Genomic DNA, 22,031 nt, shown 5'->3' on the forward strand with positions numbered 1-22,031 from the left:
TGATTTTGTGCTTTAATACAGCCACTTTTTTTTCATATTTCATCTGAACGATGTATCCCATTGTTCAGATTGTACTTTGTACATCATTTGTACACATTTAAGATAGGCCTCACCATGACCCAAGTGAACGCACCAGAATTCGTTCGTCACCCTAAGCTTATTGCATGGGTTGAAGAAATTGCAAAGTTAACGAAACCAGCAAAAATTGAATGGTGTGACGGTAGCGCTGAAGAATATCAACGTCTTATTGACTTGATGATCGCTAACGGCACCATGCAAGCATTAAACCAAGAAAAACACCCTGGTTCGTACCTTGCAAACTCTGATCCTTCTGACGTTGCTCGTGTTGAAGACCGTACTTTCATCTGCTCTGAAAACAAAGAAGATGCTGGTGCGACCAACAACTGGGAAGCGCCAGCTGAAATGCGCGCTAAATTAAACGGTTTATTCGACGGCTCAATGGCTGGTCGTACCATGTATGTGGTTCCATTCTCTATGGGCCCATTGGGTAGCCACATTGCGCACATCGGTATTGAATTAACTGACTCTCCTTATGTTGCAGTTAGCATGTCTAAAATGGCTCGTATGGGTAAAGCTGTTTATGACGTACTTGGCACAGACGGTGAATTTGTACCTTGCGTACACACTGTTGCTGCTCCATTGGCTGAAGGCGAAAAAGACGTTGCTTGGCCATGTAACAAAGAAAAATACATTGTACATTATCCAGAAACTCGTGAAATCTGGTCGTATGGTTCTGGTTACGGCGGTAATGCATTATTGGGTAAAAAATGCTTAGCGCTTCGTATCGCATCTGCAATGGGCCGTGAACAAGGCTGGTTAGCAGAGCACATGCTGATTTTAGGCGTGACAAACCCTAAAGGTGAAAAACACTATATCGCAGCAGCATTCCCTTCTGCATGTGGTAAAACCAACTTCGCTATGTTGATTCCACCAGCAGGTTACGAAGGCTGGAAAATTGAAACTGTAGGTGACGATATTGCTTGGATCAAACCAGGTGAAGATGGTCGCTTATATGCAATTAACCCAGAAGCTGGTTTCTTCGGTGTTGCACCTGGTACAAATACCAAGACTAACCCGAACTGTATGGCAACCTTACACAAAGACGTAATTTATACCAACGTTGCTGTAACTGATAACGGTGAAGTATGGTGGGAAGGTCTAACCAAAGAAGTTCCTGCAAACTTAACAAACTGGAAAAACCAACCACACACTGGTGAAGAAAAAGCAGCTCATCCTAATGCGCGCTTCACGGTTGCAGCTGGTCAATGCCCTTCTATTGATGCTGACTGGGAAAATCCAGCAGGTGTTCCAATTTCTGCATTCATCTTCGGTGGTCGTCGTGCAGACACAGTGCCTCTAATTTCAGAAGCATTTGACTGGGTAGATGGCGTTTATAAAGCAGCAACAATGGGCTCTGAAACGACTGCTGCTGCAGTTGGTCAACAAGGTATTGTACGCCGTGACCCATTTGCTATGCTTCCGTTTGCTGGTTACAACATGGCAGACTACTTCTCTCACTGGTTAGAAATGGGTGAGAAAGTTGGCGAGAAAGCAAAAGCTGCTGGCAACAAATTACCAGGCATCTACAACGTAAACTGGTTCCGCCGTGACGCAGAAGGCAACTTCGTATGGCCTGGTTTTGGTCAAAACATGCGTGTTCTTGAGTGGATCATTGATCGTTGCGAAGGTCGTGCAGATGCAGTTGAAACACCAATTGGTCGCGTTCCGACTTATGAACAATTGAACTGGACTGGTTTAGATTTCACTAAAGAACAATTTGAAACTGTTACAGCGCAAGACAAAGAACAGTGGATCAAAGAGTTGGAAAGCCACACTGAGTTATTCAACAAACTTGGTGAGCGTTTACCTGCTGCATTGAAAGCACGTCAAGAAGCGTTACTTGAAGCAGTTAAATCTGCGTAATTCAACGCTAACTGCTAAAAAAAGGTCACTTCGGTGACCTTTTTTATTGCGCATAAATTTAAAAACCTAACTCGCAGAAATCTTAAAAACAGTCTTTAGCATGCTTTGTGGTGGTAGCTATGGCATACTTAAAACAAGAATGAAATGACAATCAAAACATGGGACATGATCATGAATAAAGCCATGAACACAACAATGATTATTTTGGGTATGACGGTATTTGGCTTAGGTTTATCTGCTTGTCAAAGCCTGCCTGAACAAAGTGAAAATAGCTTTGTTGGATATAAAGTTGAAAGTAAAACAGCAAATACTGCTATTTTAGCTTACACCCTTGCAGGCCGTCAGAATCAACAACGTGATGAAAACAAATTACAACGTGCTTGCCAGAAAGAGCTAGGTGCACATAAAACCTATCAATTGCGTGTATTAAGTATTAATGAAATTGCCAATCCTGCTGCGCATCAACAAGACCCGTATGGCCGTCAACTTGGTCAAAGCCGCACCTCTATTGGCTTGTCGAACACACCTGAATTACACAGCAGCGAAAACTATGCCACCCGTCAAGCCCTAGATGCACGCCCGAGCACATTGCGTATTGTGCGTTATAGCTGTTCTTAATTTTATATAACGACAATATCTAAAATATAAGACGTGATGATTTATCGCGTCTTATAAAAACTCACATTACGAAACTCTTTGGCTTCATCTAAATCAGGCCATGTGGTCGCACTGCGTTCATCTATTTTTATATATTGTGGATGGCTAAAATTTTTCACACGACTGTCTGCCACCCACACTTCGGGTGCAAACTTTAAAAATTCATCTAAAAAGAAACGATTGCATTGGTCATACAACACATCTGCTGCCAACAATACATCCACTTGCTCGGCTTGATACAGGTCATCTAAATACTCAAGCGCGACATCATTTAATTCTGCGTTGGCACGACAAGCCGCCAGACTCACTGGGTCAATATCACAGCAAATCACTCGTTTTGCACCTGCCATTTTAGCCGCAATAGCCACCACACCAGAACCTGAGCCAAAGTCCAAAACCACCTTATCTTTGACATGCTGCGGCTCTGCCAGCAACCATTGCGCCATAGCGAGTCCAGAAGCCCAACAGAAAATCCAGTACGGCGTATCATTCCAAATACGACGAATCACTTCATCATCAAGCTTATCGGTAGGAAATACAGGCGGAATAAGCCACAGTGAAATAGCGGTTTCTGGCAACTGCTGAGCCTGCAATTCACAATTTGGTATCACATCATGCAAAGCGTGTATAAGATGCTCAGGCGCTTGAAGAAATTGAAAGGTACAGCTCATTGGTTTTTATTCGTTTTAATTTAAAAAAAGTCCCCTCTCCTTCTTAAAGGAGAGGGAGAATAGACTTAACCTAAAGCTTTCTCAGCAGCTTCAACCGTTTGACGAATTAATGTCGTAATTGTCATTGGGCCAACACCACCCGGTACAGGCGTATATGCAGAAGCGATTTCTTCAATCCCTTGTAGTTGAATATCACCCACACCGCCACCATCACGTGGATGGAAACCGGCATCAACCACTACCGCACCCGGCTTAATCCAGTCTTTTTGAATCAATTCTGCTTTACCAACAGCACCCACAATAATGTCGGCCTGTTTTACAAAGTCTGCCAAGTTTTGTGTACGTGAATGGCAAGTTGTTACCGTTGCATTGGCTTCAAGCAGCATCGCAGCCATTGGTTTACCTAAAATTGCTGAACGACCTACAACAACAGCATGTTTGCCTGCAATTTCAATGTTGTTTTCTTTTAAAATGGTCATAATGCCTGCTGGCGTTGCAGAACCATAAGCAACCTCACCCATCGCCATGCGCCCATAACCAAGGCAAGTCACACCGTCTACATCTTTTTCAAGCGAAATTGCATCAAAGCAAGCACGCTCATCAATTTGCGCAGGAACTGGATGTTGCAACAAAATACCGTGCACATCCGGATTCGCATTCAATTTTTCAATTTCTGCCAAAAGTTGTTCTGTGGTGGTTTCTGTAGGCAATTCCACCTTTAAAGAATCCATGCCCACACGGCGGCAAGCATTGCCTTTCATGCGCACATAAGTTGCAGATGCACCGTCATCACCGACCAAAATAGTCGCTAGAATTGGGGTACGACCTGATTTTGCTTTTAACGCTTCTACACGTGTTAACAGATCAGCTTCAATTTGTTTTGCCAATGCACGACCGTCTAAAATTAATGCCACGGCACATCTCCAAATGTTGATATGAATCAATTTTGCAAATAATACATGATTATTTAGACTATTTTATTCTATATGCCGAATTAATGTGCATCTGCTCATTTAATAGTATTGTTTTTTTTTCAGAGCTTGCTAATATACGCATCAACAAGACGTGGCGGGGTGGCAGAGTGGTCATGCAGCGGACTGCAACTCCGTGGACGCCGGTTCGATTCCGACCTCCGCCTCCAATCTTGTAAAACTATGCCCGAGTGGTGAAATCGGTAGACACAGGGGATTTAAAATCCCCCGCCCACAAAGCGTGCCAGTTCGAGTCTGGCCTCGGGCACCATTTTAAAACACATTAAAATGGTGCAAGTAAAGAACCCAGCATTTAGCTGGTTTTTTTATGCCTGCGATTTAGCCCTCTCCTATCCATATTCATATTCATTTCTCTGTATGACCTGCCTATGAAGCCCCAACAAGCACTGCTTTATGTGCAGCAATTACAGCAACAATACCCTGCTACCTTTAAACAAAATATTTTGTTTTACGGTTTTATACAAAGCAAAGGCATGCTGGATGAATGGAAAGAGTTTATTCCATGGCTCTTGGCCTGTATGATTTTTATTCCTATTTCGATCAGTTTAGCTTTGGGGATTCAAAACACCACAGCACAGTATGATGCTTTTCAAGCCAAAGCCTTGTCTATTTTAGCTATTATGCTCGGCTTTATGCTGCTATTGCCTTATGTGTTGTATCAGATCAAACATAGCTCTGCATCGTGGTATCAGTTTCAGCAACACGCCCCACTCAAAATTGCAGTCTTGATTATTTTACAAGCGCTAAATTTTGCCTATTTTCAAAGTACAATTCTGCAAGGAGCTCTTTTCTTTTTTTGCATCAGTTTTGGCTTTGTGCGCTTGTATAAAGAAAATATGTTTCGTGACCACGCCAGTCTGGAACAAAAATATTGTTTAACTCAGATTCGTCGTGCTGCTTACTGGTCGTATCGTCAGGCTGCTAAAATTCAATTCCGTTTATATTTCACCAATAAAAATAGCCCCCGCTTTACACAACTCACTCAGCAATATCAGCAAGCACTTGAGTTACATCAACAGATTATGCAGGCCGAGCAAGCCTTATGTAAAAGTATTAAATACATTGATTTAGACAGTTATATTCAAGATAAACTGGATTAAAAATCACCTCTTTCATCCAACTTATCTATAAAAAAACCGAGCAACTTGCGCTCGGTTTTTTTAGAACTTATAAATTTAGGCCGATTTTGCAACATCGATGATTGGATTCAATTGAACATCATAAGTCATTTGATGAGCACGTATTTCATCAAGTTTATATTCGCTTGCTTTCACGGTATTCACAAACTTCCAGTCAGCCACCACCTGAGTATGATCAAAAGCCACAGTTAAATAACCACGCTGATTTAAATTGCAATAATTCAGCTCATCAATCAGTTCTTTAAATGCATATTCCAACTCTACCATTTCTGCTGCAGTCACATTTAAGTAATACTCAATTCCTGGCGATGATACGGAACTGGTCGCAAGCTCTACCCCAACCACATGATTGCTATTTTGTGGATGTAAACTGGATGCCCAAGCATTATGCGTATCACCCGCCAACACTACCGCTTTTTTGCCTAACTGTTGCAAGGTACCATACACAACTTCGCGCTCGTAGGCATAACCATCCCAGGCATCTAAGTTATAGGGTGCAACTGTACTCAAACGTGCTTTATCCATTGCTGATAGCGTAGGATCACCAGCTTTTAAACGCATTTTCAGTGTGAGTAAATCAGCAATTTTTGTTTAATCTGTGCAAGCGTTTCTACAGTAGCATTGCCACTGGTCACTTGTTCTAAAAGCAATAACAGCTCTTGTGGAATAAACATCTTAGACATCAATACTTGTTGGCCCAACACATTCCATTTGGCAGTGGACTGCATCAATTGTGCTTGTAACCATTGCAGTTGTTTTACGCCCAATAAACTACGGCTATTGCTGCTTAAATCTGCCATAAATCGGGCAGCATCCATACCTGTTGCCGTCATATAATCTGCATAATCTAATTGCTTATGGCGTGCCAAAATACGAGTATCCAGCATCATCAAATTGACCAAACCACCAAAATCAAATTGACGATAAATATTTAAGTGATCATTTTCTGCAACTGGACGAATCGGCATCCATTCAAAATAGGCTTTCAAGGCTGCAATCTGGCGCTCTATGAAGCTCCCTTCACTCTCTTGATGGTTTGCCGCACCTTCTTGCCATGCATCATTACTAAGCTCATGGTCATCCCAAATCACAATAAACGGATGGCGTTGATGTGCAGCCTGTAAATCTAAATCAGTGCGATACAAGGCATAGCGCTTACGATAGTCATCTAGTTGAATGATTTCTTTATTATTGTCAGCAGCAAAACCGCGACCTAACGCTTCAGCATCTTCAGTTGCATACTCACCTTCCCCATATTCATAGATATAATCCCCCAAGTGAATAATCGCATCCAGATTATTTTCCTGTGCCATTTCTTTGTAAACATGAAAATAGCCTGCAGGGTAATTCGAGCATGAACAAATCGCAAATTTCACCTGATCGCTGCGTAAAGCCAATGTTTTGGTTTGCCCCACAGGTGAAATTGTCTTGCCAAAACGGAAACGGTAATAATAATTTGCCCCAGCCTGCAAACGGTCTGCATCAACCTTTACGGTAAAATCTTGCGCTGCAGTGGTCTGAACTTTTCCAGTACCAATAAGTTGTTTAAATTCTTGATCTGCTGAAATTTCCCATACAATTTCAAGGTGTGCTGTAGTGTCATTTGGTGTTACTCGTGTCCACAAAATGACACGGTCATGTAATGGATCACCACTAGCAACACCATGTAAAAACTCTACTTTGAGTGAGTTTTCCTTGCCATTTTCAATATTATTTTCATTGTCATCTCCACATGCGGTGAGTGCCACAGGCAACGACAATGCCCCTAAACTCGCCAAACTTTTTTGTAGCAGTTCACGGCGTGTAAGTTTAATTTTCATAAATTTGCCTTTTATTTTTCTAGAGCGCTCACCATAGAAATTAATGATTTCGCTTTGATCTCAAATTTATGAAATATTCATGACGGGCCTTAAAAAACCAATGTTTTAGTGCCATTTCAGCGCACTAATCGGTTGAATTGATTGAAAAGAAAGCAATTGTAAATAAATTTACTTGCCAAGATTTATTTCGTCCTCTATTATTGCGCACATGCCCGAGTGGTGAAATCGGTAGACACAGGGGATTTAAAATCCCCCGCCCACAAAGCGTGCCAGTTCGAGTCTGGCCTCGGGCACCATCTTTTTGCTATAAAATCGATGGTGCAAATAAAGAACCCAGCGAAAGCTGGTTTTTTTTATGTCTAATGAAAATACAATCTTAAAATAATAATTTATAGTGATCGTCAAAAATGCATCTACAACGTTGTGTTCATTATTTAAGTCTTACCTGTTTATGCGGCATGCTGAGTTTTATAAGCTATGCTCAATCCCCTACCACTCAAACAGCAACCCAAGCGGAAGGCCCAATTCAAACTGAATCAGCATTTTATGATTTATTTGCAGGGACTGTGCACAATCAACAACAAAAATTGCATTTGCGCCGTTGTAGCTTAGGAAGTGATATTTACAACCTAAACTTTCAAAACCCTGAAGATGAAAAACAGCTACGCAACCTGCTACAACAGAACACAAAGTTTTGGGTAAATGTGGTTGCACAAGTGAGTGAGCAAGATGGGCAATACTCACTCCATGTTCGGGAAATTGCAGAACTACATGAACAAGAAAGCTGTCATTTAAATGAGGTTTTAGATGAGCTATTCAGCGAATAATTAACTAAAACCACAAGATATTTAAAAAATGTAAAAATATTTACCAGGCCCGATTAGCGACCAAAGCTTCCATTTCAATGTCAAAATGACCCTGATCTTGCAGTACCATCATCATCGCTTCTGCAATATAGTCAGTTGCAGCATCATCTAAATCTGAATCTAAGTCTTGAAATTGTGGCTTCATTTGGTTAATCGCCTGCACTGTCTGATCTGCAAAGTAGTAAATATCAGTTTCCGAAACACCCGCTTGCGATACCTGTTTTGCAAAGCGCAAAATGAGTTGCTTAAGTTCAGCAACCAAAATATCTGGGTAGTATTCGTCATCAAACATCGGGAGAAGTAAATCTGCAAACATACAGGCACTCAAAAAAATACAGAGATTTAAGCGTGCCTATATACCATAAGCCTAGCCTTTATACTAGCTTAGGCAAAATTTCACAGGCCTGAATGATTTATTCAAGTACGTTTATTTAAGCACTTTGCATGGCTTGCCATATTTTAATGGCATCTGAGGTGGCTTTTACATCATGCGCACGTACCATACATGCACCTTGCTGAATACTAAGTAAATGCGCAGCCACTGACCCCACGGCACGCTCTGTAGCTTCTACCGCACCCGTAGCTTCACCAATAAAACGCTTACGCGACAATGCCGATAAAATTGGATAACCCATGCGGTTGAGTTGATACAGCTCATTAAGCAATTTCAGGTTTTGCTGCGCATTTTTTGCAAAACCAAAACCTGGATCAATCACAATATTTTCAGGCTTCACACCTGCAGCCAACGCATCTTGAACACGTTGTTGCAACTCAGCAATCACGTCTTCCGTCACATCATCATATTGATCTAAATTGTTCATGGTGGTCGGTTCGCCACGCATGTGCATAATGATCACAGGGATATTTAATTCAGCAGCCGTTTGCAGTGCATAAGGACGTGTCAAGGCACGCACATCATTCCAAATATGCGCACCCGCATTCACAGCAGCACGAATTACCTCAGGCTGAGAGGTATCAATGGATAGCACCACATTATGTTGTGATAAGGCCTCAACCACAGGTACGACACGACGAATTTCTTCTTCAACACTGACTGGACTCGCACCTGGGCGAGTTGACTCTCCCCCGATGTCAATCACGGTCGCACCTTCCGCAATCATTTCCAAAGCACGTGCTACAGCATCCTCTTTTTCATTATGACGACCACCATCACTAAACGAGTCTGGTGTCACGTTCAAAATTCCCATGACATGCGGTTGAGATAAATCCAAACTCAAACGTCCGCATTGCAATACACATTTAGGTAATGGCATGAGCTGCATGCTGATCTTCCTCTTCATTTGAAAGTCATATTTTAACAAGGCTAGTTTTTAAGATGTTGAATTCTTTTCACCCTCAAACCATTTTATAGCCTATAAGTACAAGATTGCGCACATGCTATAGCGAAAAAAAAAGAGCCTTATTTAAAGGCTCTTTTTTAACATCATGTGAGCTAATTAGCTCGCTGGCAATGGTGGCGGTGTGCTTGGGCCATCGGTTGGGGTTACATCAATTACAGGATTATCTGCAATATAAACCTTCGGTGGCTGTGGCTCACGACCTTCCATAATGTCACGGATTTGGTCACGATCAATCGTTTCCCATTCCAACAATGCTTTCACCATTGCATGTGCGATGTCTTGGTTATTTTCCAAAATATCACGCGCAACTCTGTATTGCTCATCAATGATACGGCGCACTTCAGCATCTACTTGCTGCTGAGTCGCTTCAGAAATTGTACGACTGCCTAGACTGCCCATGAACGACTGTTGTGTATCATCTTCATACACCATGACGCCCAGTTTGTCTGACATACCGTATTTCGTCACCATTGCACGGGCAAGTTTAGTTGCACGCTCAAAGTCGTTAGATGCACCTGTCGACATTTGATTAATAAAGACTTCTTCAGCAATACGACCACCAAACAAAATTGACAGATCATTCAGCATTTTGTCTTTGTAATGGCTAGTTTGGTCATGCTCAGGCAACTGCCAAGTCACACCCAATGCCCAACCACGCGGCATAATCGTAACTTTATGCACAGGGTCTGTACCTGGTAGCATTTCAGCGACAATCGCATGGCCTGCTTCGTGGTAAGCGGTCGCACGGCGCTCTTCTTCACGCAGTACCATCGACTTACGTTCAGGACCCATATACAACTTGTCTTTGGCGTCTTCAAAGTCGTGCATATCTACCGTGTTTTTATTACGACGTGCAGCAAACAATGCAGCCTCATTCACAAGGTTTGCCAATTGTGCACCTGAGAAGCCTGGTGTACCACGTGCCAATACTTTGACATCTACACCCGTAACTGAAGGTAACTTTTTCAAGTGTACATTCAGAATTTGCTCACGACCTTTAATGTCAGGCAAGCCAACCATCACTTGACGGTCAAAACGGCCAGGACGTAACAAGGCTTTATCCAGTACATCGGCACGGTTCGTCGCAGCGATGACAATAATGCCTTCATTGCCTTCAAAACCGTCCATTTCTACCAGCATCTGGTTCAACGTTTGCTCACGCTCATCGTGACCACCACCTGTACCAGAACCACGGTGACGACCAACTGCATCAATCTCATCAATAAAGATAATACATGGCGCATGGCGTTTGGCTTGCTCGAACATATCACGAACACGAGATGCACCCACACCTACAAACATTTCAACAAAGTCAGAACCTGAAATGCTAAAGAATGGAACTTTCGCTTCGCCTGCAATGGCTTTAGCAAGTAAGGTTTTACCTGTACCTGGTGGGCCAACCATCAACACGCCTTTAGGAATTGTTGCACCTAGACGTTTGAATTTTGCAGGGTCTTTTAAGAAATCTACAATTTCAACTACTTCTTGTTTTGCTTCATCACAACCCGCAACATCTGCAAATGTGACTTTAATTTGGTCTTCAGACAACATTTTAGCTTTAGATTTACCAAAGCTCATCGGGCCGTTTTTACCACCTGCACCGCCACCCATGTTGCGCATAAAGAACATGAATAACAAAATGATTAAAAGTACAGGGAAACTTGCGATCAATAGTTGCATTAACAAACCTTGACGTTGAGGTGCAGTACCTTCAACAACAACGTTGTTTTTAATCAGATTCGGCATCAGTTCAGGGTCTTGAACTGCTGGACGAATGCTTTCAAAGGACGAGCCGTTGACTTTTTCGCCACTAATTCTTTCGCCATCAATTGTGACTTGCTTAATTTGACCAGCATTCACCGCTGTAACAAACTCTGAGTAGTTCATTGCAGTTGGCTTTTCACTGTTATTGATGTTGCTGAAAATTAGAATCAGCACACCAAGTATAATCAGCCACAATACGGCATTCTTGAAGAGATCGCTCAAAGCTTTATTCCCATATCAATCTAATTTGATCATGCCCGTTACTGGGTGACCTTTCATTCAAAAAGCTGAAGATCAGCTAGACAATTCGTTAAAAACGTACAAAATGCACAATTTTTAACGGCTTGGCAAGTAAACTTTATTTAGACGCCTTTTTACGTCCTTGTCCAATAAGGAATACTTCTTTGGAACGCGCCCGTGAAGCAGCGGGTTTTGCTGTCTTTAGAACATCAAAACTGTCCACGACCTGTTTACGAAATTCGTCAAACCCCGAACCTTGGAACACTTTGACCACAAACTGGCCATTGGGTCCCAATACACGGTTGGCAAAATCGAGCGCCAACTCGCATAAGTAAATTTGACGCGGTTGATCTACAGCTTTATTACCTGATGTATTGGGGGCCATATCAGAAATTACAACGTCTACCGTGCGTCCGTTTAAAATATTTAACAATTTTTCGAACACTTCCTCTTCACGGAAGTCACCTTGTAAAAAGGTCACATCTGGTAGTGCGTCCATTTCCAAAATATCGGAAGCAATCACCAAGCCTTTGTCGCCCACAAGTTGCCCTGCAATTTGTGACCAACTGCCTGGAGCAGCACCTAAGTCCACCACAGTCATACCGGGTTTGATCAGTTTATATTTTTCTTGAATCTCAAGTAGTTTGTATGCAGCACGTGCACGATACCCTTCTTTTTGTGCTCGTTTCACAAAGGGATCATCTAAGTGCTCTCTCATCCACGCACGACTACTTTTGGATAACTTTTGGTTGGTAATGCGTGTTGCCATAACTCTCTTAATAATGAATAGACATCTAAATTGCGATTGTACGTGAAAATTCACCCGCTTGCAGTAGACATCTGTATCTAAATACCAAGAACTGACCTATTTTTTCTATTAAATCCATCGCTTATTTCTGTACTGAGGCTTAAAAAAGTCACTTTGACTGTTACAGAGAAATATCACCAAGTATTCAGTTTCAATATTTCTACATGGCAGTAAGATCACAGATTATTTGCATAGAATTTACAGCGTTTCAAACTGGCTTTTGTTATACTAAGCCGTTTTTAAAATTAGGTTATCTTTATGGCGGCTCTATCTATTCAGGAACGCAAGCGTTTACGTCAAATTGGTCATGCACTCAACCCTGTAGTGATGATTGGCGGGCAAGGTTTGACTGAAAATGTGATTGAAGAAACCAACCGTGCTTTAAACGATCACGAATTGATTAAAGTCAAAATTGGCGGTGAAGACCGTGAGGTACGTGCAGCTGTGATTACTGAAATTGCAGCAGCAACAGGTTCTGAAGTGGTACAAAGCATTGGTAAAATTGTCTTACTCTACAAAAAAGCAGCCAAACAAAATGCTAAATTATCTAATTTAGTTCGCCACGCTCACTTGTCTAACTAATCTCCCTCAATGGCAAGTTACGAACTCAGTGCTTTTAATCGTCAATTTCAGGCCATTTCTTTGGTCGGTGCAATTGAACAACAAAGCCCATTTACGTTAAATGTAGGCTTTTGGCTGCGCGATCCAAATCAGTGGGTCGAATGGCCTGCTTTGGTAGCGTCACATCCACGTCAGGATTTTTTGTGGGAACACACCTGCTTTGAAATTTTCATTGGGGTTCAGGGCGAAGATTTTTATCGTGAAATCAATTTATCCCCTTCTCAAGCTTGGCAAGCCTACGCCTTTGAAGAGTATCGTTATCCTGAGCAAATGCCGCCCGTGGCTGCTTACGATATTGAACTGAATCAGCTGAAACGCACACATTATGGTTTGAATGTGAGTCTGGATTTAACCGAATTTATGCTGAAACATAAACTAAAATGGACGGATTTGTTTATAGGTCTGACGGCAGTGCTAAAAACCAGTCAGGGCGAACAGTTTTATGCCATGCAACACAGCAGTCCTGCAGCCGATTTTCATAATAAACGAGATTGGTTACATCAGTTCTAATCTTGTCTAGTTTCAAAATGCGTAATCAGATTTTCATTTTGTACTTGAGCAGAAATTTGAATAAAAAAAGTGAGGCCGAACCTCACTTTTTTTATGGCTGATTAGGCTATAAGTCTTACTTGTTTAAGCTTGATCAGTCTCGTCATTCGTTTCTGTTTTTTGTGGATTAACTTTTTTCCACGCTTCCAAAGTGTGTTCTTTAGAACGCTGAAACGTTTCAACCAATTGGTCTTTATGTTTCACTGAAATGCTGCTGACATCTTCTTTCAACTCTTTACCCAGTTTAGAAAGATCATCAATAATTGCGCTAAATTCAGTTTTCACAAACTCTTTTAACTCACCTAAGTCTTTAGGTGAACCACCAAACTGTGCTTTCAATGCTTCAATTTTTTGCAATACATCTTGCTTTAATTGACCCAATTGCTCTTGCACACTAGCATTTAATTGCTTCGCTTCGTTTTGCAGTTTTTCCTGCGTTTCAGCGACAACTTCTAGCACCTGTTCTTTGGCATCATGAGTGACTTTTTCAAGCTTTTCAGCACCCTCATGCACCGCATCTTTGATTGCTTTATTGTCAGCTACTGATTTTTCTTGTTCAGTCATTTTGCTTCACCCAAGGTCGTTGTTGTTTATATTTTCAGCATAAGTGAATTTGCTCGAATATGGGTTTTGTATTGTTAGACAATCGTAGATTACTTACATTTTACTACATTGCTAAAACATAAATCGGCTAAAGAAAGCAAGCCCTTTATCTTACATATTCATCAGAAACTGAATGGACTTTTGGCGAGCTCATGCGTATAATGCAATGTTAAGTTCAAGCGAGCAGACATAGGAGGGTAGGTTTAAACATTGACCTTCCTTTTTTTTCGTCTACTCGCTTTTTTACAGCCCTATTTTTGTGGTTTTAGTTCAGGAGCTTTGGTTTGAGCACCCCCGCCATTTTAGCCCTTGCCGACGGTACAATCTTTAAAGGTACGTCTATCGGTGCAACGGGAAGTACGACTGGTGAAGTCGTTTTTAACACTGCCATGACTGGCTATCAAGAAATTTTGACCGACCCGAGTTATGCACAGCAACTTGTGACTTTAACTTACCCGCACATTGGGAACACAGGTTGTAATGATGAAGATGTCGAGTCTGGTCGTATTCATAAAGTATGGGCAAACGGTTTAATTATCCGTGATTTGCCTTTACTACACAGTAACTTCCGTTCTAATCAATCTTTAGCGGAATATTTGCAAGCACACAACGTGGTTGCGATTGCAGATATTGATACCCGTAAATTGACCCGTATTTTACGTGCCAAAGGTGCGCAAAACGGCTGTATTCTTGCTGGTGAAAATATCACTGAAGAAGAAGCAATTGCTAAAGCACGTGCATTTGGCGGCTTAAACGGCTTAGATCTTGCAAAAGTATGTTGTGATCCTGAAGGTTTTGAATGGACTGAAGGTTCATGGGAACTTGGCAAAGGCTTTACTCAACCTGAACTTAAATATCATGTGGTTGCATACGATTACGGTGTCAAAACCAACATCCTGCGTATGCTGGCAGACCGCGGTTGTAAACTGACCGTTGTTCCTGCACAAACCCCTGCTGAAAAAGTCCTTGCATTAAACCCAGATGGCATTTTCTTATCAAATGGCCCAGGCGACCCAGCTGCATGTGACTACGCAATTGAAGCTGTAAAAACAATTGTACAAACCACAAATACTCCTGTATTTGGTATCTGTTTAGGTCACCAAATCCTTGCGCTTGCATCGGGTGCAAAAACGATGAAAATGCCGCATGGTCACCATGGTGCAAACCATCCTGTACAAAACTTAGAAACAGGTACAGTGATGATTACTTCTCAGAACCACGGCTTCGCGGTAGATGAAAGTACCTTACCTAGCAATGTACGTGCAACGCACCGTTCATTGTTCGATGGCACAAACCAAGGTATTCATCGTACAGACAAGCCTGCATTTAGCTTCCAAGGTCACCCAGAAGCAAGTTCAGGTCCACATGACTGCGCACTCTTGTTCGATCATTTCATCGAACTTATTGAAGCCGCTAAGAAGTAATTAAGGAGCGAAATAATGCCTAAACGTACGGATATTAAAAGCATCTTAATTATTGGTGCTGGTCCTATTGTTATTGGTCAGGCTTGTGAGTTTGACTATTCTGGTGCTCAAGCATGTAAGGCACTTCGTGAAGAAGGTTACCGTGTTATTTTGGTCAACTCTAACCCAGCGACCATCATGACTGACCCTGTAATGGCAGATGCAACTTACATCGAACCAATCACTTGGCAAACTGTTGCAGCAATCATTGAAAAAGAACGTCCAGATGCAGTACTACCGACCATGGGTGGTCAAACTGCACTGAACTGTGCGCTTGCACTAGATGCCAACGGTATTTTAGAAAAATACAATGTTGAATTGATTGGTGCGACCAAAGACGCTATTGAAAAAGCTGAAGACCGCAAATTATTTGACCAAGCCATGCGCAAAATTGGTCTTGAATGTCCCAAAGCGGCAATTGCTGAATCTATGGAAGAAGCGCTTGAAATTCAATCTCGCTTCGGCTTCCCTGTAATTATTCGTCCATCATTCACCATGGGTGGTTCTGGTGGCGGTATTGCATACAACAAAGAAGAATTCCTAGAAATCTGTGAACGAGGTTTCGATCTTTCCCCAACCAAACAATTATTGATTGATGAATCATTGATTGGCTGGAAAGAATACGAAATGGAAGTTGTTCGTGACAAAAACGACAACTGTATTATCGTATGTTCAATTGAAAACTTTGACCCAATGGGCGTACACACAGGTGACTCAATTACCGTTGCACCTGCACAGACATTGACCGACAAAGAATACCAATTGATGCGTAATGCATCTTTAGCGGTACTTCGTGAAATTGGTGTAGAAACAGGTGGTTCTAACGTACAGTTCGGTATTTGTCCAAATACTGGCCGTATGGTTGTAATTGAGATGAACCCACGTGTATCACGTTCATCTGCGCTTGCATCTAAAGCAACAGGTTTCCCAATTGCAAAAGTTGCTGCGAAACTTGCTATTGGTTATACCCTAGATGAACTTAAAAACGACATCACAGGCGGTACAACCCCTGCGTCATTTGAACCATCAATTGACTACGTTGTAACTAAAGTTCCACGTTTCAACTTTGAAAAATTCCCACAAGCAGATGCGACTTTAACCACACAGATGAAATCTGTAGGTGAAGTGATGGCAATTGGCCGTAACTTCCAAGAGTCGATCAACAAAGCGCTTCGTGGTTTGGAAACTGGTTCTTGCGGTTTTGACGAACAAATTGAAGTGGGTGCTGAAGGCGCACGTGACAAAATTTTGGTTGAACTCAAAGTTCCTGGCCCAGAGCGTATTTGGTACGTGGCAGACGCTTTCCGTCATGGCTTCTCTGTAGAAGACGTATTCCAAGCGACCAAAATTGACAAATGGTTCCTCGTTCAGATTGAAGACATTGTTAAAACTGAAGAACAAATCAAATCTTTAGGTTTTGGTGACTTAACTGCTGAAAATGTACGTTCATTTAAACGCAAAGGTTTATCTGACTTACGTATTGCCAACTTGATGGGCATTTCACAAAAGCAATTCCGTAAACAACGTTGGAACATGGGTGTATATCCAGTTTACAAACGTGTAGATACCTGTGCTGCAGAGTTTGAATCTGACACTGCTTACATGTATTCAACTTACGATGAAGAGTGTGAATCAAATCCATCTACCAAAGACAAAATCATGGTCATTGGTGGCGGTCCAAACCGTATTGGTCAAGGTATCGAATTCGATTACTGCTGTGTACACGCAGCCCTTGCTATGCGTGAAGATGGTTACGAAACCATTATGGTGAACTGTAACCCTGAAACCGTATCTACCGATTACGACACTTCAGACCGTTTGTACTTTGAACCAATTACTTTGGAAGATGTACTTGAAATCGTACGTACAGAAAAGCCAAAAGGCATTATTGTGCAGTACGGTGGTCAAACTCCACTGAAATTGGCGCGCGCTTTAGAAGAAGCAGGTGCACCAATTATTGGTACATCACCAGATGCAATTGACCGTGCAGAAGACCGTGAACGTTTCCAACAAATGATTCAACGTCTGCAATTGCGTCAGCCGAATAACAGCATTGTAAAATCTGCTGAAGAAGGTATCGCAGAAGCAGCTAAAGTAGGTTATCCGTTAGTTGTTCGTCCATCTTATGTATTGGGTGGCCGTGCAATGGAAATCGTGTATAACGAAGAAGAACTTAAACGCTACTTGCGTGATGCAGTTCAAGCCTCTAACGATGCGCCTGTATTGTTAGACCGCTTCTTGGATGATGCGATTGAAGTTGACGTAGACTGCGTATCTGACGGTAAAGATGTGGTGATTGGCGGTATTATGCAGCACATCGAACAAGCAGGTATTCACTCTGGTGACTCTGCATGTTCAATTCCACCTTATTCATTGTCAGATGAAGTACAGGACGAAATGCGTCGTCAAACTGTTGCAATGGCAAAAGAATTGGGCGTTATTGGCTTGATGAACGTACAGTTTGCCGTTAAAGGCAATGACGTTTATATCTTAGAAGTGAACCCACGTGCATCACGTACTGTGCCATTCGTTTCTAAGTGTATTGGCGAATCATTGGCTAAAGTTGCAGCACGTTGTATGGCGGGTCAGTCTTTAGAAGCGCAAGGCTTTACTAAAGAAATCATTCCGCAACACTTCTCTGTAAAAGAAGCCGTGTTCCCATTCAACAAGTTCCCTGGTGTAGACCCAGTGCTTGGGCCTGAGATGAAATCTACAGGTGAAGTGATGGGTGTGGGTAAAACTTTTGGTGAAGCATTCTATAAAGCTGTGTTAGGCTCGAATGATCGCTTACCAGGTATCCCAACTGAAGGCGAAGTAAAACATGCATTCTTGTCTGTACGTGAGTCAGATAAACCGCATGTGGCACGTATTGCAAAACAACTGGCTGATTTTGGCTTCAAACTTGTTGCAACAGGTGGTACACACAAAGTAATCACTGATGCAGGTATTGAGTGTGAACGTGTGAACAAAGTGACTGAAGGTCGCCCACACATTGTAGACCGCTTGAAAAATGGTGAGATTCACCTCATCATCAATACATCTGAAGGCAAGCAAGCACAGCAGGATTCGTTCTCAATCCGTCGTTCTGCATTACAAGGTAAAGTGTATTACACCACAACTTTGAATGGTGCAGATGCCGTTTGCCAAGCTTTAGCAATCAAATTACCAATGGATGTATATCGCCTGCAAGACCTTACTGTAGGTTAATACATTTATGAAAAGTCCCGTCACCTTTCGGGTGGCGGGCTTTTTTTCATTTATAGACTTCAATATTTTTAAAGAGGGACAACATGCAACGTTATCCTATGACGCCTGAAGGCAAATACGCTTTAGAGCAAGAATTACAACAGCTTAAGTCGGTTGAACGTCCACGTATTACTGCTGCGATTGCAGAAGCACGTGAACATGGCGATTTAAAAGAAAATGCCGAATATCATGCTGCGCGTGAACAGCAAGGTTTCTGTGAAGGCCGTATCCAAGACATCGAAGGTAAACTGGGCGCTTGCCAAGTGATTGATGTGAAAGAGCTTGAACAAAACGGACGTGTGGTTTTTGGTGTAACCGTGACCATTGAAAACCTAGACACCGAAGAGCAAAAAACTTACAAAATTGTAGGTGATGACGAAGCTGACTTTAAAATCAACAAAATTTCAGTGAACTCGCCAATCGCACGTGGCTTATTGGGTAAAAATGAAGGCGATGAAGCCAAAATTGTGACCCCGCAAGGCGAAGTAGAATACGAAATTGTGAATGTAGAATATCTTTAAGTATTAAAGATAACTGCACACGATGCCCCTCTTTGAGGGGTTTTTTATTGTCTAAAAGTCACAATGAATGATGCATAGATTATACTGCGAAAAAAATTTAGGAAAATAAGATGGAAAATCGCTTCATTCATGCATTTGTTTATGCACTTTCAGGGGCTGTTTTAGGACTTATTTTGATTCCAGTTTGGGGACTCTATATCAATACACAGAGCAATCCCATCAACATCATATTGGCAGCATCACTCTTTTTTGGCATTTGGGGTTTCATCTTTCCCCATAGTGTCAAAAATATTTTTATGTTTTTGTGGAATTTTTTAAGATAAATACTTTAAGCTTTAAATCACTAAAGCAACCTCTTTTGAAGAATTATTATTTATCAATTAAAGTTGCCTTTTGGTGGTTGAACTATCTAGACTAACAGAGGTGGTTCCACTTGTTTGAACAACTAAAAGCGTATTTATAAGTGATATTCCGCTCTAGTTAAGCTACCTTATTTTGTTGTGGTAGCTGGTCATAGTAAAACTCATCTGGAGTCATTTTGTCCAGACTCGAATGAGGTCGTTTCAGATTATAAAACTCAAAATATGCACTCAATTGCTTTTTCGCATCTGTGACACTGCTATAAGCTTTGAGATACACCTCTTCATATTTAACGCTCCGCCATAATCGTTCAACCATCACATTATCTACCCATCGACCTTTACCATCCATACTGATTTGAATGCCATTTGATTTCAATACATCAATAAATGCATCACTGGTGAACTGACTGCCTTGGTCTGTATTCAATATTTCAGGTGATCCATATTTTTCAATCGCTTCATTTAATGCCGAAATACAAAAATCCACCTCCATACTAATCGATACCCTATGCGCAAGTACCTTGCGGCTATGCCAATCAATCACAGCACATAAATAAACAAAGCCTTTTGCCATAGGGATATACGTTATATCAGTAGACCACACTTGATTACTGCGCTGAATAGCCAATCCTTTGAGCAGATATGGATATTTACGGTGAGCTTGATTAGCCTGGCTTAAATTTGGTTTGCAATATAACGCCTGAATACCCATTTTCTTCATTAAAGTACGTGTATGACGTCGTCCTATATGATGCCCTTGACGATTCAACAAATCACGCATCATACGACTGCCTGCAAAAGGATATTGCATATGTAATTCATCAATACATCGCATCAGCTTCAGATCTGATGAGCTAACAGGTTTTGGGCGATAATAATAACAACCACGAGAGACTTTCAGTAACTTAGCTTGTTTAGATACTGAAATCTGAAGTGAGTGATCGATTAACTTTTGTGGTTGAAGCGGCCCAGTTTCTTCAACACACCTTCTAAAAAATTAATTTCTAATGCCTGCTCACCGATTTTTGCATGTAGTTTTTTTAGATCAATGGGGGGTTCTGATGGAGCTTTTGATTGATCGAAAGCTTGCGAGGAAGCTGAGATCAATTGATTTTTCCAGTCAATAATTTGGTTTTGATGAACATCAAACTCAGAACTCAATTCAGCAAGTGTTTTTTCTGCTTTGATCGCAGCAAGTGCTACCTTGGCCTTAAAGTCATTTGAATGATTTCTTCTTGGTCTACGTGCCATAAAATACTCCATATATTGATGTTTATAACATCATTTGAGGAGCAGAATATCACTTATAGGAGTTGTTCAAATTTCCGGATCCATCTCTGTTTTCATGCAGAATCTCTAGCTTGTATCTTAAGGGAAAATTCTACTTTTAAATCCTATTATTTTTTTAGGGGGGATTACCAAAGTAAAGGTATGAATGATTCTTTTTATTTCATCTGCTATTTTTTCCTCAAACTCATTTTAGACAAACATTAACTTCTCTGCCCACCAAGCTTCTGTCAGGATGAATATTATAAGAAATCAAAAGTAACTCATATATAATTCTATTTCATTAATTTTTTACACATACACCATGTCTGAAACGCTGATTAATTCCCCTGTTAAACACTGGTGCGAATTTGAGTTTATCTCCAAAACTGTAAAAAATCCGAATATCCATATTAAAGGCAATTACTCGTATTATTCAGCTTATTGGGATCAAGGCTTTGAGCGTTGTGTAGTGCGTTATTTGCACGACAAACCCGCCACAGCAGAAAAACCAATTGATCAGCTCTATATTGGTAATTTTGTCTGCTTTGGTGCGGAATGTGTGATTATGATGGGCGGCAATCAATTGCATCGCAGTGACTGGATTGCGGCTTTTCCGTTTGATACTCGCAGCTTTGTTGCCGCAGGTGATACTAAAATTGGTGATGGTTGCTGGATTGGCAGTCGTGCCATGATTATGCAAGGGGTTGAACTGAGTGAAGGTGCAATTGTGGCTACAGGTGCAGTGGTTACGCAAGATGTACCACCTTATGCCATTGTGGCAGGCGTACCTGCTAAAGTGATTAAATACCGTTTTAATGCAGCTGAAATTTCCGACATTCTGGCACTAAAACTGTATGATTTAGATGAAAAATATCTGCTACAAATACGAGAACAATTGCAGACAGATGATGTTAAAAAACTGGTGGAATTTTTTAAAAATCAGCACAACAATAAGGACTAAAACTTTAGTTGAATTTCAAGCACAGCGTCATAATTTCATGCTAAATTAAGGTGAAATAAGGACTTACAGCACTCAATTATCTTTATGAAATTACTGGGTTTTATTCTCTATGAATTCAGCGTAAGATAAGACAGGACTCAGAGCGAATATTTTATTAAAGTATTGAAATTACAA

The 22,031-nt window shown here is 41.3% G+C and carries 19 protein-coding genes, 3 tRNA genes and 1 pseudogene; 14 read left to right on the plus strand and 9 right to left on the minus strand.

Annotated features, from left to right (window positions below; all coding sequences use genetic code 11):
• Positions 1–114 precede the first annotated feature (114 nt).
• Together ACNS8M_RS10210 and ACNS8M_RS10215 are read left to right on the plus strand one after the other, a co-directional pair.
• The gene (locus ACNS8M_RS10210) at positions 115–1,944 is read left to right on the plus strand and encodes a phosphoenolpyruvate carboxykinase (GTP) (protein WP_168418836.1); all 1,830 of its coding nucleotides are present in this window, start codon (positions 115–117) and stop codon (positions 1,942–1,944) included.
• Positions 1,945–2,127: 183 nt separating this feature from the next.
• A complete protein-coding gene (locus tag ACNS8M_RS10215) occupies positions 2,128–2,562 on the plus strand; it encodes a hypothetical protein (protein WP_168461429.1) in 435 nt (144 codons plus the stop codon).
• Positions 2,563–2,603: 41 nt separating this feature from the next.
• On the opposite strand, the gene ACNS8M_RS10220 is transcribed toward ACNS8M_RS10215, so the two are convergent.
• Together ACNS8M_RS10220 and folD are read right to left on the minus strand one after the other, a co-directional pair.
• Positions 2,604–3,272 carry a class I SAM-dependent methyltransferase gene (locus tag ACNS8M_RS10220; protein ID WP_168418838.1) on the minus strand — a complete coding sequence of 223 codons (669 nt, stop codon included), beginning with the start codon at positions 3,270–3,272 and terminating at the stop codon, positions 2,604–2,606.
• 65 nt (positions 3,273–3,337) lie between these two features.
• A complete protein-coding gene (gene folD / locus ACNS8M_RS10225) occupies positions 3,338–4,186 on the minus strand; it encodes a bifunctional methylenetetrahydrofolate dehydrogenase/methenyltetrahydrofolate cyclohydrolase FolD (RefSeq protein ID WP_168542552.1) in 849 nt (282 codons plus the stop codon).
• 153 nt (positions 4,187–4,339) lie between these two features.
• Here folD and ACNS8M_RS10230 point away from each other — a divergent pair.
• From ACNS8M_RS10230 to ACNS8M_RS10240, 3 genes are all read left to right on the plus strand, one after another.
• A tRNA-Cys gene (locus ACNS8M_RS10230) sits at positions 4,340–4,413 on the plus strand.
• Positions 4,414–4,428: 15 nt separating this feature from the next.
• Positions 4,429–4,514: transfer RNA gene (locus ACNS8M_RS10235), tRNA-Leu, on the plus strand.
• Between the two features lie 118 nt (positions 4,515–4,632).
• A complete protein-coding gene (locus tag ACNS8M_RS10240; protein WP_168542554.1) occupies positions 4,633–5,364 on the plus strand; it encodes a hypothetical protein in 732 nt (243 codons plus the stop codon).
• A gap of 75 nt (positions 5,365–5,439) precedes the next feature.
• Here the strand turns inward: ACNS8M_RS10240 and ACNS8M_RS10245 are convergent.
• Positions 5,440–7,223: pseudogene (locus ACNS8M_RS10245) on the minus strand (alkaline phosphatase D family protein).
• Positions 7,224–7,433: 210 nt separating this feature from the next.
• Between ACNS8M_RS10245 and ACNS8M_RS10250 the strand changes: the two are divergent.
• Both ACNS8M_RS10250 and ACNS8M_RS10255 read left to right on the plus strand, forming a co-directional pair.
• Positions 7,434–7,519: transfer RNA gene (locus tag ACNS8M_RS10250), tRNA-Leu, on the plus strand.
• A 162-nt stretch (positions 7,520–7,681) separates the two neighbouring features.
• On the plus strand, positions 7,682–8,050 hold the full coding sequence (locus ACNS8M_RS10255; RefSeq protein WP_228284177.1) for a hypothetical protein: 369 nt from the start codon (positions 7,682–7,684) through the stop codon (positions 8,048–8,050).
• Between the two features lie 40 nt (positions 8,051–8,090).
• Here the strand turns inward: ACNS8M_RS10255 and ACNS8M_RS10260 are convergent, their stop codons facing one another.
• The 4 genes from ACNS8M_RS10260 to rlmE all read right to left on the minus strand — a co-directional run bounded on the left by ACNS8M_RS10260 (position 8,091) and on the right by rlmE (position 12,223).
• Positions 8,091–8,405, minus strand: coding sequence for a DUF5713 family protein (locus tag ACNS8M_RS10260; protein WP_168461407.1), 315 nt, complete (start codon positions 8,403–8,405; stop codon positions 8,091–8,093).
• 115 nt (positions 8,406–8,520) lie between these two features.
• Positions 8,521–9,372, minus strand: a complete 852-nt coding sequence (gene folP, locus ACNS8M_RS10265) for a dihydropteroate synthase (RefSeq protein WP_216075691.1) — start codon at positions 9,370–9,372, stop codon at positions 8,521–8,523.
• 174 nt (positions 9,373–9,546) lie between these two features.
• A complete protein-coding gene (ftsH, locus tag ACNS8M_RS10270) occupies positions 9,547–11,436 on the minus strand; it encodes an ATP-dependent zinc metalloprotease FtsH (protein WP_168461406.1) in 1,890 nt (629 codons plus the stop codon).
• Positions 11,437–11,572: 136 nt separating this feature from the next.
• On the minus strand, positions 11,573–12,223 hold the full coding sequence (gene rlmE / locus ACNS8M_RS10275) for a 23S rRNA (uridine(2552)-2'-O)-methyltransferase RlmE (protein WP_168418844.1): 651 nt from the start codon (positions 12,221–12,223) through the stop codon (positions 11,573–11,575).
• Positions 12,224–12,520: 297 nt separating this feature from the next.
• On the opposite strand from rlmE, the gene yhbY reads away from it, so the two are divergent.
• Both yhbY and ACNS8M_RS10285 read left to right on the plus strand, forming a co-directional pair.
• Positions 12,521–12,844, plus strand: a complete 324-nt coding sequence (yhbY, locus tag ACNS8M_RS10280) for a ribosome assembly RNA-binding protein YhbY (RefSeq protein WP_168418845.1) — start codon at positions 12,521–12,523, stop codon at positions 12,842–12,844.
• Between the two features lie 9 nt (positions 12,845–12,853).
• Positions 12,854–13,393, plus strand: coding sequence for a DOMON-like domain-containing protein (locus ACNS8M_RS10285; RefSeq protein ID WP_070153929.1), 540 nt, complete (start codon positions 12,854–12,856; stop codon positions 13,391–13,393).
• Between the two features lie 123 nt (positions 13,394–13,516).
• On the opposite strand, the gene ACNS8M_RS10290 is transcribed toward ACNS8M_RS10285, so the two are convergent.
• The gene (locus tag ACNS8M_RS10290; RefSeq protein ID WP_168418846.1) at positions 13,517–13,996 is read right to left on the minus strand and encodes a hypothetical protein; all 480 of its coding nucleotides are present in this window, start codon (positions 13,994–13,996) and stop codon (positions 13,517–13,519) included.
• A 323-nt stretch (positions 13,997–14,319) separates the two neighbouring features.
• Here ACNS8M_RS10290 and carA point away from each other — a divergent pair, with 323 nt between their 5' ends.
• The 4 genes from carA to ACNS8M_RS10310 all read left to right on the plus strand — a co-directional run bounded on the left by carA (position 14,320) and on the right by ACNS8M_RS10310 (position 19,588).
• Complete coding sequence (gene carA / locus ACNS8M_RS10295; protein WP_168542556.1) at positions 14,320–15,459, plus strand: glutamine-hydrolyzing carbamoyl-phosphate synthase small subunit; 1,140 nt, start codon at positions 14,320–14,322, stop codon at positions 15,457–15,459.
• A gap of 15 nt (positions 15,460–15,474) precedes the next feature.
• Entirely contained in the window at positions 15,475–18,705 is a 3,231-nt protein-coding gene (gene carB, locus ACNS8M_RS10300) for a carbamoyl-phosphate synthase large subunit (RefSeq protein WP_168542558.1), read from the plus strand.
• A gap of 83 nt (positions 18,706–18,788) precedes the next feature.
• Positions 18,789–19,265, plus strand: coding sequence for a transcription elongation factor GreA (gene greA / locus ACNS8M_RS10305; RefSeq protein WP_168418849.1), 477 nt, complete (start codon positions 18,789–18,791; stop codon positions 19,263–19,265).
• 110 nt (positions 19,266–19,375) lie between these two features.
• Positions 19,376–19,588: a hypothetical protein gene (locus tag ACNS8M_RS10310; RefSeq protein WP_168418850.1), complete on the plus strand. Its 213-nt coding sequence runs from the start codon at positions 19,376–19,378 to the stop codon at positions 19,586–19,588.
• 157 nt (positions 19,589–19,745) lie between these two features.
• Here the strand turns inward: ACNS8M_RS10310 and ACNS8M_RS10315 are convergent.
• A protein-coding gene (locus ACNS8M_RS10315) for an IS3 family transposase (protein ID WP_419224806.1) occupies positions 19,746–20,890 on the minus strand; the annotation gives its coding sequence in 2 pieces (ribosomal slippage) (positions 19,746–20,626 and positions 20,626–20,890; 1,146 coding nt in all).
• A 328-nt stretch (positions 20,891–21,218) separates the two neighbouring features.
• Here ACNS8M_RS10315 and ACNS8M_RS10320 point away from each other — a divergent pair.
• On the plus strand, positions 21,219–21,857 hold the full coding sequence (locus ACNS8M_RS10320) for a CatB-related O-acetyltransferase (protein WP_168418852.1): 639 nt from the start codon (positions 21,219–21,221) through the stop codon (positions 21,855–21,857).
• Positions 21,858–22,031 lie beyond the last annotated feature (174 nt).

Source organism: Acinetobacter sp. A2, assembly GCF_048537555.1.
Lineage (GTDB): Bacteria > Pseudomonadota > Gammaproteobacteria > Pseudomonadales > Moraxellaceae > Acinetobacter.